Source organism: Halobacterium bonnevillei, from assembly GCF_009831555.1.
Taxonomy (GTDB): Archaea; Halobacteriota; Halobacteria; order Halobacteriales; family Halobacteriaceae; genus Halobacterium; species Halobacterium bonnevillei.
Map to the genome: position 1 here is coordinate 1 of NZ_WUUU01000077.1, position 13682 is coordinate 13682.

At 67.8% G+C, this 13682-nt stretch carries 16 protein-coding genes and 1 pseudogene; 8 read left to right on the plus strand and 9 right to left on the minus strand.

From position 1 onward, the window contains the following. A pseudogene (locus tag GRX66_RS10465) lies at positions 1-544 on the plus strand (hypothetical protein); the annotation flags it as partial. A 15-nt stretch (positions 545-559) separates the two neighbouring features. Here GRX66_RS10465 and GRX66_RS10470 read toward each other — a convergent pair. From GRX66_RS10470 to GRX66_RS10485, 4 genes are all read right to left on the minus strand, one after another. After that, entirely contained in the window at positions 560-1126 is a 567-nt protein-coding gene (locus GRX66_RS10470; RefSeq protein WP_159526508.1) for a cysteine hydrolase family protein, read from the minus strand. Then, entirely contained in the window at positions 1123-1908 is a 786-nt protein-coding gene (locus GRX66_RS10475; protein ID WP_159526509.1) for a YqcI/YcgG family protein, read from the minus strand. Before GRX66_RS10475 ends, GRX66_RS10470 begins: the two co-directional genes overlap by 4 nt. 173 nt (positions 1909-2081) lie before the next feature. Continuing rightward, the gene (locus GRX66_RS10480) at positions 2082-2489 is read right to left on the minus strand and encodes a hypothetical protein (protein WP_159526510.1); all 408 of its coding nucleotides are present in this window, start codon (positions 2487-2489) and stop codon (positions 2082-2084) included. After that, positions 2486-3076 carry a DUF7344 domain-containing protein gene (locus GRX66_RS10485; RefSeq protein ID WP_159526511.1) on the minus strand — a complete coding sequence of 197 codons (591 nt, stop codon included), beginning with the start codon at positions 3074-3076 and terminating at the stop codon, positions 2486-2488. Before GRX66_RS10485 ends, GRX66_RS10480 begins: the two co-directional genes overlap by 4 nt. 464 nt (positions 3077-3540) lie before the next feature. On the opposite strand from GRX66_RS10485, the gene GRX66_RS10490 reads away from it, so the two are divergent. Together GRX66_RS10490 and GRX66_RS10495 are read left to right on the plus strand one after the other, a co-directional pair. Further along, on the plus strand, positions 3541-4101 hold the full coding sequence (locus tag GRX66_RS10490) for a DUF1102 domain-containing protein (protein WP_159526512.1): 561 nt from the start codon (positions 3541-3543) through the stop codon (positions 4099-4101). A 249-nt stretch (positions 4102-4350) separates the two neighbouring features. After that, on the plus strand, positions 4351-4644 hold the full coding sequence (locus GRX66_RS10495; RefSeq protein WP_159526513.1) for a PadR family transcriptional regulator: 294 nt from the start codon (positions 4351-4353) through the stop codon (positions 4642-4644). Positions 4645-4657: 13 nt separating this feature from the next. On the opposite strand, the gene GRX66_RS10500 is transcribed toward GRX66_RS10495, so the two are convergent. The 3 genes from GRX66_RS10500 to GRX66_RS10510 all read right to left on the minus strand — a co-directional run bounded on the left by GRX66_RS10500 (position 4658) and on the right by GRX66_RS10510 (position 6788). Further along, the gene (locus GRX66_RS10500; RefSeq protein ID WP_159526514.1) at positions 4658-6142 is read right to left on the minus strand and encodes a sodium:solute symporter family protein; all 1485 of its coding nucleotides are present in this window, start codon (positions 6140-6142) and stop codon (positions 4658-4660) included. Beyond that, positions 6139-6348 carry a DUF3311 domain-containing protein gene (locus tag GRX66_RS10505; protein ID WP_159526515.1) on the minus strand — a complete coding sequence of 70 codons (210 nt, stop codon included), beginning with the start codon at positions 6346-6348 and terminating at the stop codon, positions 6139-6141. The genes GRX66_RS10500 and GRX66_RS10505 overlap by 4 nt, the downstream gene beginning before the upstream one ends. A gap of 146 nt (positions 6349-6494) precedes the next feature. Further along, complete coding sequence (locus GRX66_RS10510) at positions 6495-6788, minus strand: hypothetical protein (protein ID WP_159526516.1); 294 nt, start codon at positions 6786-6788, stop codon at positions 6495-6497. A gap of 163 nt (positions 6789-6951) precedes the next feature. Here GRX66_RS10510 and dnaG point away from each other — a divergent pair, with 163 nt between their 5' ends. Beyond that, entirely contained in the window at positions 6952-8376 is a 1425-nt protein-coding gene (gene dnaG, locus GRX66_RS10515; protein ID WP_159526517.1) for a DNA primase DnaG, read from the plus strand. Positions 8377-8508: 132 nt separating this feature from the next. Here the strand turns inward: dnaG and GRX66_RS10520 are convergent, their stop codons facing one another. After that, positions 8509-9831: a DUF92 domain-containing protein gene (locus tag GRX66_RS10520; protein ID WP_325064061.1), complete on the minus strand. Its 1323-nt coding sequence runs from the start codon at positions 9829-9831 to the stop codon at positions 8509-8511. A gap of 186 nt (positions 9832-10017) precedes the next feature. Here GRX66_RS10520 and GRX66_RS10525 point away from each other — a divergent pair, with 186 nt between their 5' ends. Further along, a complete protein-coding gene (locus GRX66_RS10525) occupies positions 10018-10626 on the plus strand; it encodes an undecaprenyl diphosphate synthase family protein (RefSeq protein ID WP_325064062.1) in 609 nt (202 codons plus the stop codon). Between the two features lie 94 nt (positions 10627-10720). On the opposite strand, the gene uppS is transcribed toward GRX66_RS10525, so the two are convergent. Next, entirely contained in the window at positions 10721-11629 is a 909-nt protein-coding gene (uppS, locus tag GRX66_RS10530) for a polyprenyl diphosphate synthase (RefSeq protein WP_159526519.1), read from the minus strand. A 196-nt stretch (positions 11630-11825) separates the two neighbouring features. Here uppS and GRX66_RS10535 point away from each other — a divergent pair, with 196 nt between their 5' ends. From GRX66_RS10535 to GRX66_RS10545, 3 genes are all read left to right on the plus strand, one after another. After that, complete coding sequence (locus tag GRX66_RS10535; protein ID WP_159526520.1) at positions 11826-12242, plus strand: DUF5778 family protein; 417 nt, start codon at positions 11826-11828, stop codon at positions 12240-12242. A gap of 157 nt (positions 12243-12399) precedes the next feature. Continuing rightward, positions 12400-13455, plus strand: a complete 1056-nt coding sequence (ahbB, locus tag GRX66_RS10540; protein ID WP_201292986.1) for a siroheme decarboxylase subunit beta — start codon at positions 12400-12402, stop codon at positions 13453-13455. A gap of 43 nt (positions 13456-13498) precedes the next feature. Continuing rightward, positions 13499-13682: NAD(P)-dependent oxidoreductase (locus GRX66_RS10545; RefSeq protein WP_325064063.1), on the plus strand; the 184-nt coding region annotated here is incomplete at its 3' end.

Genomic DNA, 13682 nt, shown 5'->3' on the forward strand with positions numbered 1-13682 from the left:
CGAACTGCCAGCCGCGGCGATCGCCGCGGGCGTGGTGGTCGAGATCGCGCTCATCGGCGGGCAAGCCGCGCGCGGCGTCGAATCGCACTTCAACACGGCGACGCCCCTCGATACGGCTGTCTACGTTGTGATGGGCGCCACAATCGTCGCGTCCGTTGGCCTCCTGGCGTGGCTGCTCGCGCGCTCGTGGCGGCGGGAGTTCGACGTCGCGCCGGCGTTCGCGTGGGGCATCCGCCTCGGCGTCCTGCTGTTCGTGGTCGGGTCGTTCCAGGGCGGCACGATGAACGCGATCTCGGGCGCCGCCACCGGGTCCGGGCCGACGCTCCCCGTGGTACGCTGGAACCTCGGCGGCGACTTCCGGGTCGCGCACTTCGTCGGGTTGCACGCCATCGAAGTCCTCCCGCTGGTCGGGTACGCCACCGCGCGCAGCCACCAGCGCGGCCGCCTCCAGCGCCCCCTCCTGGTCGTCGCGCTCGCAACCACCGCCTACGCAGCAGTGCTCGCGGCGGCGTTCGCGTTTGCAGTCGCGCCCCTTCTCGGGTGACCGCGATACGTCCCGTCAGACCACGTCGTCAGTCGTCGCCACCTCGGCGAACTCGCCGCGGAGGTGCGCCAGCGCCGCGCGGTGGTTCGCCGCCGCACCGATACGCCCCCCGTCGTGGGTCTCGCGGTCGAACGTCGCCGTCGCGTCGGCGACCACGGACACGTCGAACCCGAGGTTGTCAGCCATCCGCGCCGTCGTAGAGACGCAGTGGTCGGTCGTCAACCCGCAGACGACCAGTTCCTCGTGGCCGCGCTCCCGAAGCCACTCCTCCAGCCCGGTCCCGACGAACGCGCTGTTGACGGACTTCACGAACACCGGCTCGCCGTCTTCGGGCTCGGTCTCGGGCTTCCACGCGAACCCGGGTTCGGCCGCGCGAAGCGGGCTCTCCGGCTCGGTGGAGTCGTGGCGGACGTGCACGAGCGGGTCGCCGCGCTCCCGCCACGCGTCCAGCAAGCGAGCGGCGTTGGTCTCTGCGTCCGGGTTGTTCCGGTCGCCGTACGCCGGGTCGTCGAACCCTGCCTGGAAGTCCACGAGCACCAGCACCGGTGCGTGCCCGTCCCCTGCGTCGGCGCGCGCGTTCATACTCGCTCGGCCGTCACGTCCGGCGTCACCTGGAGCGGGCACCGCTCGGGCGCCTGCGATTCGTCCTCACTGAGGAGGTACTGCGGCCACTCGCGGTCGCCCTCCTGGCCCCACTCGCCCAGGTCGGCGTGTGGACACGCGGCGTCGTCGTAGTCCTCCAGCCGACTCCGGATTCGGTCCCGCGCCCGCTGGCCGGCCGCCGTGTCGCCGGTGATGCCCTCGAAGATTGTTCGCGGCTGGAACGTCACTTCGAGACCGACCGGACAGTGCCGGCTCTGCCGGTCCTCGTAGAACGGCGCGCGCGCCGTCGGGAAGATCGGTTCGCCGCCGAAGCAGAACTCCCAGTACGGGTCGTCGGGGTCGGTCGGGATGTCCGCGGGCCACGGCTCGGGGTCCTCGACGTGGAGGAACTGGAGCACGTGCCAGAACCGCTCGTGCCACTCCGCTTCGGTCAGCGTGCCCGCCGGCGGCTTGAAGAACACCGCGAAGCTCACGCGGTCGCCGTGCGCCTCGAAGACGTCGAGGTACTCCAGGAGGGCGTCCCGGAGCGCGAAGAGGGCGTCGGGGTCTGTCGCCGACTCCACGAACGCGTACAGCGGCCGCCCCTCTTCGACGGACGCCTTCCCGAAGAAACACGGGAAGGGCGCGCCGTCGCGCTCCCCGGTCACCGACGCCCGGAAGTTCTCGAAGTGCCGCTGGGCCCACTCCGGGAGTGCGCCGGAGTCAGCGCGCCGGACCGCGGTGTCGTGGTCGAGGACGGACCCGAGATCGGGTTCGTTCATGCTCGTACTGACCGCTGCTTCCCCTTCGGTGTTTCCCGGCGCCCCGTTCTGGTTGACGAACGTTCGGAACTGCCACGTTCGCAATCCAGCGATCGTTGGTCCGGGCACCCGTTCGAACCAGTTACTGGACCGGGCGAGCACCCCGCTGGAGTTCGAGAATCGAGTCCGCTCCGTCAGCACTGGATCGTCCGGTCGAGGCGTACGCTCACGCCGTTTCCGGACGCGGCAACCGTTATCGGGTCGCCGCACTCGACTGACGAGAACGAGTGCGTAACTGTCTCGTTCGGCCAGACCGAGTCGTTGGCTGCGAGGTCGACAGTCGACTCGTTGACTGTGACTTCCAGCGTCGTGAGCGCGGCACCGGACGGCAATCGATTGGTGACTGTGAGTTCGAGGTCAGTCGTTCCAGTTTCGGTGTCTTCGGTCGTCTGCTCGAACGCGACGTACGCGGAGTCGTCGTCGCTGACCTGGACGGAGATGCCGCGGTCGACCCCGGCCGAACTGAATCCGCCGGTACTCGACGCGAGTCCGACGCCGAGGAGGACGACGACCAGGAGCACGAGGTGGCGATGCGGACTCATTGGTCGTCGACTTCGGGAGGCTTGTCTCGTGCCCCGAGTCGCATCCGGTAGTAGTTGTCGTAGAAGTGGCCGACAGAGGACACCGCAAGCGCCGTCACGAAGAACACCCCACAGGTCAACGGGGAGACCAGCGAGAACGGATAGAGGTCGACCCAGAGTCCGACCACCAGGATGAAACCGAGTGCGGAGAGCGCGAGGTAGTACGCGCCCCACGGTATGTCGCTGCCGGTGAGCGAGTCCACGTAGAAGTTCGTGCTGGCCGCCGCATCGGAGAGCGTCACGGTACCGCGCTGGGCGTCGTGCTCGATGAACCCGTAGTCGTCCATCTTCGGGAGGTGGAACTGACGGAGCGCGTTCTGCACGCGCTTGCGTTCCTGGTGTGAGAGGGCGTCCGGGTCCTTGTCGTACTCCCAGGCCGCGACCTGGGTGGCCAGCTCCGAGACTGATACCTGTCTGTCGTCGTGCTGTTTGAGGTAGTGGATCGTGAACCGGCGTCGCTGATTGCTGAGGACTTCAAGCGTCGTGTCCCGGCTGAATTCCGGGGCGTCGATTGTCGGGAATCGGCTGGTGCGTTTCGGTTTGCTCATCCTTCGGCCCGGGTTCGTGTCGCGTGCGGCAGCCCCAGGAGTCGGTCTCCCCACAGTTCCTTTTAGCAGTATTACATTTCACTATGTGCTCCCTTTAGTTCGGAAAAACGTGTATACTGGTCCGTTTAACACGTCAAATTTGTGTCTCGCGGGCGTGAACCACTTCCGAAACGCCGATCTCCTGTTCGATGCTCCGCGCTACTACGTCGTCCCGGCCGTCCCTCGACTGGGCAGTCGCACGCGTCGTGGAATCCCGACACGTGTGTGTAAGCGTGGCCTTGAACCGCGCCAAATAGAACCTTCTCGCTCGCTCGCCCCCTATTCCGTGGGTGGAGCGGTTCTTTTCCGATTCTATCGGGTGTATATTCCAATGGTTGTCCGCTCCGATGGGTGACTACGCGCCGTCGGGAGTTCGTCGGTCCGCCGCGACGTCCACGCTGGGCGCGAAACGACAACCGAGAACAATGCAACGACGCAAATTCATCGTCGGAATGGGAGCGCTCGCCGCCGGCGGGGCGGCAGCAATTGGTACAGGTGCGTTCTCCCAGATGAACTCCGGGGAACGCGCAGTGACTGTGCAGGTCGAGGACGACGCTAACTCGTTCCTGGCGTTAGTTCCCGCATCAGACTCTGACCCCAACCATCACGGTCACTTCGCAGAACAGAACGGTGACAAACTCGAAATCAACGTCGACGGAGACAACCTGACCTTCCCCAACGGGAACGGCGTCAACCCGAACTCCGAGTACTACATCGACAACGTGTTCAAAATCCAGAATCACGGGCCGAACGGTAACCCCGGGACTGGCGAAGTCGCCCAGTGGATTTCGTCGAACACGGCGGGGCGCGTGGACTTCTACTGGGGCGGCGACCCATCAGATTCGGCGGAGGGCGCCGCCAATTCGAAAACGACCTCGCCGTCTGACGAAGTGAACGTCGGGATGTACATCGACGCCAGTAATTTGGACAGTTCCGATACAATCAGTGGGGAGATCGTTGTCTCCGCGGAGGATACGGCAAACTAGGCACGTGGACCTGGTTCCCCCCTTCCGAGCCCCCGTTTTTCCACTTTTCAGCCCCCACTTCTCTCGACTACTGTCCTCTTGATGGGTGCCCACTCGGATTCTATCGGTTCTTCCAGGCGGTAATTTGTGAAAATCGACGTACCTGGCTGACCACTCGAACACGTGCCAGCCTCCCGCTTGTCGACGTCATCGGAAATGGGATCGGCGCCAACCGCCACCGGTTTCTTCCCCACTAGCCAACTCCGGTCCATGAGCAAGTGGTTGCAGTCGGGGCTGCGCCGGGACGTCTGCGTCGTGGTCGCCAGCGAGGGCGACCCGACCCAGCAGTCCGTGAAGCGCGCCATCGAGCGGAAGAACGACGACCGCATCCGGCCGAAGCGATTCAACGGCGCGGTCCGGAAATTGGAGAACGCGAACATCATCACGCGGGAGCCGGACGGCGTCCACGACCGACTGCTGCTCACGGACGCGGGCGAACAGCGGCTGCGGGAGCACCGCGAATGGGAGCGGGAGCGACTCTCGGACTGGGAAGACGCTGTGTGACTGACGCGGATGTTCAGTCCGCGCGGACGCGCTCGAAGTAGACGCTGGTGTCCTCGGACGTAGCTTGCGTCGTCACGGCGGAGACGCCGACGGTGAGCACGAGCCCGATGCCCATGCCGACGACGGAGGGCAGCCAGCCCCAGTACGCGTCGGCGATGACGGGGTAGCCGCCGAGCGTGACCGTCGGGCCGAACACCGTCAGCAGGTAGAACAGCTGGCTGCCGCCGACGCCCGCGAGCATCCCCGAGCGCGTGGTGCCGCGCCAGTAGAGCGCGACGGCGACCGGGAGTGCGAGCTGGGCGAACCCGCCGAACGCGGTCTCCCCGATCTCCACGAGCGTTCCGGGTTCGAAGAGGCTCGCGACGAACGTCGCGGACGCGAACGCGACGACGCCGACGCGCCCGAGGACGTTCTCGTGCTGCTCGCTGGCGTCCTCGTTCACGAACGGCCGGTAGAGGTCGCGCGTGAAGTACGACGCGCCGGACAGCAGCATCGAGTCCGAGGAACTCATCATCGCCGCGAGCGCGCCGGCGACGACGAGCGCCGCGAACCAGCCGGGGGTGTACTCCGCGAGCAGAACGGCGAGGATGTTCCCGCCCTCGGGCAGCGAGAGGCCGAGGCCTTGCGCCCACGATCCGAGCAGGAACGCCGGTACGAACAGGAGCACGACCAGCACGGGCCAGAGCGCGAACGACCGCTTCAGGACTGTCTCGGACTTCCCGACGAAGAACCGCTGGTTCACCTGCGGGAACATCGTCACGCCGAAGGCGATGCCGACGGCCTGCGAGAGCATCCACTGCGGCGAGTACGCGCCGCCGCCGAGGCCGCGGAACTCGGCGGGCATCGCGGCGGCGATACCGCCGTCGGCGGCCAGGGCGGCGGCGATCCACGCGAACGCCACCCAGACCATTCCGAGCATGAACACGCCCTGGAGGGTGTCCGTCCACGCGACGCCGCGCATCCCGGCGAGCACGACGTACGCGATCATGAACAGCGTGATGAAGCCGGCGCCGGCCCAGTACGGGACCGCGCCGTTGGTCAGTCCCTCGAGGGCGGTGCCGGCGCCGACCTGCTGGAGCATCACGTACGGGAACAGCCAGAAGATGCTCACTGCGGCGACGAGCCCGCGCAGCGTCTGCGACCCGAACCGGTCGCCGAGCATCTCGCCGAGCGTGACGTAGCCGTGGGCGCGCCCGAGCAGCCACTGCCGGTAGCCGAGGAGGTACCACAGCAGGCCGAAGAGGACGCCGTCCATCAGTCCCATGACGAGGATCCACTCGGGGCCGAGCTGGTAGGAGATGTTCGGGCCGCCGAAGAACGTGAACGCGGACAGCAGCGTCGCGAACGTGGTGAACAGGAGGACGCCGGTGCCGAGGCCGCGGCCCGCGAGGTAGTAGTCCTCGGCGGTCTGGTCGGTGACGCGGTACGCGACCACGCCAACGGCGAGCGCGACCAGCATGTAGGCTGCGACGATGCTGACCTCGAGCAGCGCGCTCATCGGCTCACCTCCACGAACGTCCCCCAGTCGCGGCTGGCGAACGCTGCGAACGCGATGGCCGTCAGCCCCATCCAGGCGACGTGCCACCAGATCCACGCGGGCAGGCCGGCGACCATCGTCTCGTCGCCCCACAGGAACCAGGGGATAGCGAACGCGACGAGCACCACGAACACGATGCCCCAACCGAGCGCCGAACGTGACGGCATATTACGAATATCTATCTATCTTCCCCGGTTAAGTGTTACTGAACTCCTCTGCAACGCAGACCGTAGAAAAATTTTCTCTGGTCTGTGCGGTGGCCGCCGCTAGTTTCTCTAACTGGCTATTCCTCGCATTCGCGTCTCCCGTGTGGCTATTCGTCGTCGTCCGTCCCGCGCACCTTCTCGGCGTACTCCGAGAGTTCGTCCCAGCCGACGGTCTCCTCGATCTCCTCGACGACGTCCGCGACGGTCTCGTTCACGCCGAGTTCCCGACGCAACTCGATCTCCGAGAGGTCGCCGTCCGGCAGCACGTCCCCGCCGAGTGTCACTTCCCGGACTGGATCCCAGTAGACTATCGAGCCGGCGGCGTCCATGCCGAGAATTTGGGAACCGTCCTCGAGTTGTCGGGGGTACCGTTCGAGCGAGCGGTTGGATCGGTCCACCATGTGCGGCGGTACCGCCGGCGGACTTGTAACCGCGGTGGCCGCGCGGGAGCCCGGGCGTCCGAATCCGGGAGTCGGGTGCCGGCCGTCGCGACCGCGGAGTTTTGGCGCCGTCACGACAGCTATTTCCCACACGCGTACGTAGATCTGAAAGAGAACGAGACTGATGGAGGACACCGCGAAGTACCTGATACACGCGGACTTCGTCGCCGACGGCGTCGTCGAGCGCACCGACGTGGTCGGTGCGGCCTTCGGGCAGACCGAGGGCTTGCTCGGCGACGACCTCGACATCCGTGACCTGCAGGACTCCGCGAAACTCGGCCGCATCGACGTCTCCGTCGACAGCGAGGGCGGCCAGTCCTTCGGGAACATCACTATCGCATCCAGTCTCGACCGCGTCGAAACCGCGACGCTGGCGGCCGCGCTGGAGGCCGTCGAACGTATCGGGCCCTGTCGGGCCCAGGTCGAAGTCCAGCGCATCGAGGACGTGCGCGCAGCCAAGCGGCGGGAGATCGTCGACCGCGCGAAGGAACTGCTGGCGACGGCGTTCGACGAGGGCGCGATCGACTCCGAGGACATCCTCCGGGAGGTCCGGGAGAGCGTCCGCGTCGAGGACATCACCGACTACGAGGGCTACCCGGCGGGCCCGAACGTCGAATCCAGCGACGCAGTGCTCGTCGTCGAGGGGCGCGCAGACGTCGTCACGCTCCTGGAGTACGGCATCAAGAACGCCGTCGCCGTCGAGGGGACGGACGTGCCGGACGCCGTCGCCGAGCTCACGGAAGACCGCACGGCGACGGCGTTCCTCGACGGGGACCGCGGCGGCGACCTGATTCTGCGCGAACTCGAACAGGTCGCCGACCTCGACTACGTCGCTCGCGCCCCGCGCGGCGAGTCCGTCGAGGACCTCTCGCGGAAGTCCGTGGACGCCGCGCTCCGCGACAAGACGCCAGCGGACGCAGTGGCGCCCGTGAGCGTCACCGCTGACGACGGCGAACTCACAGAGGGCGCGTCGTCCGAAACAGCTGAAGCGACCGACCAGGGCGCGGAGGGTGCGGTCCCCGAGACCACTGACGGCGAGGCCGCGGCGGCGGGGCCGGTCGACGAGGTTCCACCCGCGGACTCCGGAGACGACGATCAGGTCGCCGACGAAGTGACTGCCGCCACGGACGGCAGCGCCACGCCGGCGCCCACGACTCAGCCGACGTCGACGACAGAGTCACCGGCCACCGAATCCCCGGAGACCGTGTCCGATTCCGACTCGGGGCGGCCGGACGAGGCGCAGGGCGCGGCTGCGGGCGCGGAGCCGATGACCGTCGGCGACCACGTGGACGCGGTCGCGGGGTCCGGAACGGTCCGCCTCCTGGACGGCGACCTCACCGTGTTGGTCGAAGCGGACGCGGACACCGCCTTCGACGAACTGGACAAGGCGGATCCAGTGCCACCCATTGTGGTCGTGGACGACACTGTCACCCAGCGCCTGCTGGACGTCGCCGCCCAGCGCGGCGTCGGGAAACTCGTCGGAGCCGCAGCGGGCGAGTACGTCAAGCAGCCGGCGAGCGTCCGCGTCCACGCCTTCGAGGAGTACTGAGAACAGCGATTCTGCGGGAATAAATCAACTACCCTGCAGCACTGAGGACAGCCATTCTGCGGGCCGCTGACGGCGTATTGACTAGTCGGCAGCGCTACGTCCTGACCGCGGGTGAGGGTCGCGCAGGAGGCCTTACGCGAGTGTGCCGACGAGCGCGAGCGCGCCGCCAGCGAGGCCGCCGGTCAGCGTCGCGAGGAAGTTCACGCCCTGGTTGCCGACGACGTCGCCCTCCAGGACCGCGCCTGCGAGGCTGTCGGCGGTCATTCCGGCGAATCCGGCGGCGAGCACGACGGCCGCGCCGACCGCGCTGAACTCGAAGACGAACACGCACAGCGCGGCGATGAGCGCGGCACCCGTGAGTCCCGCGATTTCGCCCTGCCACGTGACCGCGCCGTCAGTTCCCGGTTCGACGCGCTCGAACGTCGTCACGAGTCGCGGGTCGTCGAAGAGGCCGCCGACCTCGCTCGAGAGCGTGTCCGCGAGCGCGGTCGCGACGGCCCCCGCGTATGCGAACTGGTACGCGGTCGCCGTCAGCGGCACGTGGGCGTGAGCGGCGTACAGGAGGAGCGCGACGAGCGCCGCGGCGGAGTTCCCGAGGACGTTCCCGGTGCCGCGTGCGCCCTCGTTCTCCTCGGCGACGCCGCGCGCGAGTTTCTGGTCGTAGCGGAACTTCGTCGTCAGACTGCCCACGGCGAAGAACGCGATGAGCACGACGAACCAGCCGTAATCGCCGAGAACCACCGCGAGCAGCCCGAGCAGGACGCCCGTCAGCATCCCGGCGACGGATGTAGCGCCGAGCGCGTACGACACGTACCCGAAGCCGGTGGTGACGGCGAGCGCGACGAGCACGCGCTCCCAGGAGGCCGCCGTTGTGAGGTCCGCGAACGGCGCGAGCACTGCGAACAGCCACAGCAGGAGCGCGACGGTCAGGAGAACGAGCGGGTCGTCGCGCGCGACGAACACCGAACGGAGCACGCCCGCGACGAGCGCTCCGCTCGCCGCCAGGAACACCCAGTATGGGAATTTCATCGGCTGCCCGAGAACGGCAGCGGCGATGGTCTGCCCGGCGAGCGCGACGAGCGCTCCGACGACGACGAACCCGACCATCGAGTACGCGCGGTGCTCTCGGACCGCGAGCACGAGCCGGCGTCCGAGGTCGCCGTACCCGACCAGGAGTACTGTCGCGACGAACACGCCGACCGGGAGGTCGAACACGGGGACGAGCAGACCCACGCCGGTCGCGGCGAGCGCGAACCCGATGAGGGTCCGGAGGCGTTCCTCGCGGCGGTCGCGGGGCGTCGAGAACACGTCGAACAGCCAGCCGTCGGTCACCGGGAACGCCGCGACGGCGACGAGGGCGAACGGGACCGCCGCTGCCCGGCCGAGGAGTGGCGCGGCCAGCGACAGCGACGCCACGGCAGCGAACGCCGTGGCGCGCCGGAGACTCCAGTTCACGTCTCCCGGGGCTTGCCCGGGACCCTACTTAACTTCCCCGAACCCGCTCGCGTCGCCGGGGACGTCGACAGTCAGTCGCGTCCCTCCTGATCGGCTTCGTTCGGGCAGCTGGTCCGCAGGCACGAGCGGGCCGTCGGGCGGCCCGCGACCAGCAGGATTTTGAGCGCGCGCCCTCGTTTCGACGGTGTGGCTCTCTACGACTGGTACCTCGCGGCGCGCGTCCGCCGTCACGACGCGGAGGCGCCCGACCACGTCGCGCTCGTCATCACGGAGCGCGACCTGCTGGAAGCCGGCGCCTACGACACGCTCTCGGACTTCTTCGGGTGGGCGTTCGACTACGGCGCCGACCGCGTCACGGTCTACGTGAGCGTGCTCGACGAGGCCGCGGTGCCGACGCTGGAGCGCGAACTCACGCGGGTGTCCGCGCCCCGCGGCGTCGACGTGCGCGGCCCGGACGACGACGAGCGCGCGGACGCCCCGATTCAGGTGAGCGTCGGCCTCGGCGGCAAACACGAGTTCGCGACCGCCGTCAGGCACGTCGCCGACGCCGTCGACGCCGGCGAGATGGCGCCCGCGGACATCGACGAGGACACCATCGAGTCCGAACTGGTGTTCCCCGAAGAGCCAGACCTCGTCATCAAGACCGGCGCGGAACGCCTCTCGGATTTCATGATCTGGCAGTCCGTCTACTCGGAACTGTACTTCACGGACGTGAACTGGCGGGACTTCCGGAAACGCGACTACCTCCGCGCGGTGCTGGACTACCAGAATCGGCAGCGGCGGTTCGGACGCTGAGCGTAGCGAAGCGTGCGAAGCATGGAAATCTCCGATTTCCAGCGGTTCGGGCGGTAGGAAGTCCGTGTGTCAGTTGTCGCGGTGACTCTCCCGATCAGTCCGCGGACCGTCCTTCCGCGTCGACGTCCTCAGGGGGGTCCGGGAGCGTGCCCTTGAGGCGGTCGAGGACGCGGCGGGCTTCCCCGACCTCGCTGCCGAGCGCGCGGACGAGCGCGAGCGCTCGTTTCGCTCGCGTCTGCCGCCAGGACGCCTCCCGGGACTCGTAGGTGCGGACGGCGCGCAGGAAGTCGACCTTCGAGAACTCCGGCCAGTACGGCGTGCAGAAGAACACGGCGGCCTCGCTGCCGTTGGCGTGCCACGGGAGGAAGTTCGAGGTGCGTTCGTCGCCGCCGGTGCGGATGATGAGGTCGACGTCCTGGACGGGACTGGTGTGGAGTCTGGACTCGATTTCGTCGAGGTCCACGTCACTGGGGTCGAGGTCGCCGTCCTGCACGGCGGTTGCGACGCCGCGGGCCGCGCCGAGCAGTTCCGCGCGGCCGCCGTACGCGAGCGCGACGTTCAACGCGAACCCGTCGTAGCCCGCGGTCCGGGATTCGGCGTAGTCGACGGCGTCCCGCACGCGTTCCGGCAGGCGGTCGGTGTCCCCGATTGCGCGGATCCGGACCCGCTCGTCGTGGACGCGGTCGGCGTCCGCGAACTCCTGGAGTTTCTCCTCCAGCAGGTCGAAGAGGTGTTCCTGTTGTTCGCGCGGACGGTTGAAGTTCTCCGTGGAGAACGCGTACAGCGTCAGCTCCTCGACGCCGAGTTCACCGCACCAGTCCAGCACCTGCTCGGTGGTCTGCGCGCCGGACTGGTAGCCGTCGGTCGCGTCGCGACCCTGTTCGCGTGCGTACCGCCTGTTTCCGTCCTGGATGACGGCGACGTGTGCGGGTGCGCCGTCGATTTCTCGCCGCAGCACGCGCTCGTAGGCGGCGGTCGCGACGCCTTCGAGCAAGTTTCGCATCGTTTGCACCCGAGGAGGGTGTGACGTATGAGCCTTCTGCCCGCGCGCCGCGACCGCGCGAACTGCCCCAGACAGTCTCGGGTCGATGGCTCGGGAGCGCGGCGGCGGTAATCTGGCGGCCTGGCGGCGCTCCCAGCGGCTGGGGGCGTTCGCGGGAATCGCCACACGTATTGCCCACAGGTGTGTCCGTTCAGCTATGAGCGAGACGGTCAACGAGGACCTCTACCGGGATACGGTCGAACTCCTGAAGCCGGGGGACATCGAACTCGCGGGCGCCGTCGTACACACGACCTACGACTCCAGCGAGGAGAGCATGCTCCACCAGCTCACCCTCGACGCCGGCGAGGCTGTCGCCGAGCGCGCCGGGAAGGGCGACACGTACGTCTACTCGGGCAACGACAGCGACGAGTTCGGCGTGAACCAACACCAGGGACTCACTCTGGAGGACGACGAGTTCGTCTGGGAGTGCCAGCAACTCGTCCGCGAGGGGACGTTCGACCTGGTGCTGTACTGGGAGGCGACCGGCGATCAGGACGCAGTGTTAGCTGACGTCCGGAATTTGGACGGCGTGGACCGCGTCGTGGCCATCACCGAGGCCGGCTTCGAACTGTAAGCTCGGCCTACCGAGGCGGCGACGGACCTGACAGAACCCAGCAATCCGAGTCATTCCGATAATTCGGCGAAGAGAAGCGCTCACGCCGTTGTTTTCACGTTCCGACGCTGTATCGCAAGCCGGGTCGTTTATGTCCCGGGCCACCCGAGACGTGCGTATGGAAGTAGCGGACCTCGACGACCGGGACCGCGCCGTTCTGAACGCGTTCCAGGGGGGATTCCCGGTCGTCCACCGGCCGTTCGAGCCGGCGGCGCACGCGCTCCGGTCGCGGGGCATCGACGTCGACCCGGCTGGCTTGCTCGACCGCGTGCAGCGCCTCGACGACGAGGGCGTGTTGACGCGGTTCGGCGCGCTCATCAACGCCGAAGAAATCGGCGGTGCGGCGTCGCTCGTCGCGATGCACGCGCCCGAAGACGAGTTCGAGGACGTCGCGGAGACAGTCAACAGCTACCGCGAGGTCGCGCACAACTACGAGCGCGAACACCCGCACCTGAACATGTGGTTCGTGATCTCGGTCGCCGAACCGGGTCGCGTGGAGTCCGTGCTCGCTGACATCGAGGACGAGACGGGTCAGGAGACGTACAACCTCCCGAAGCAGCGGGAGTTCCGCGTGGAAGCGAAGTTCCTCGTGGACGGGCCGGTGTCGGACGGCGACGTCGACCTCTCGCACCTCGGCGCGACGCCGAAGCGGACCGACCGGGACACGCTGACGCCGGCCGAGCGAGACCTCGTGCTCGCGGTCCAGGACGGCCTCCCCATCGTGGAGACGCCCTACGAAGCCGTCGCCGACGACATCGGCGAGGACACCGACTGGGTCGTCGAGACGCTGCGCCGGTTCAACGTGGAGGGGAAGGTGCGGCGCGTCGGCGTCATCCCGAACCACTACGCGCTGGGGTACACGGAGAACGGGATGACCGTCTGGGACGTGCCGGACGACGTCGTCGCGAAGGTCGGGCCGGCGGTTGCGAGCCTCGACTTCGTGACGCACTGCTACGAGCGGCCGCGCCACGAGGACGTGTGGCCGTACAACTTCTTCGCGATGACACACGGCCGCAGCGAGGCGGAGAGCGAGCGCCGCGTCCAGCAGGTCCGGGACGTCATGGAGGAGTACTGGGACGTCGGCGACGACGACTGGGACACGCTGTTCTCGACGCGCATCCTGAAGAAGACCGGCATCCGACTCGCGGAGCGGGCCGACGCGAATACCGCATGACGGGGTCTTCCGAGTCAGGGACCGAGCGGTCGGGGTGGCAACCGTGATTCCACTCGTGCACGACTTCACGGACGCGTCCGTGCTCGTCGTCGGCGGCGGTGCAGTCGGTGCGCGGAAGGCCCGGCGGTTCGCACGGGAGGCCGACGTCGTCGTGTTGAGTCCCGCGTTCGCCGACGCCGACTTCGGGGACGCCGAGCGCGTGCAGGCCGCTCCGGACCCCGAGGATG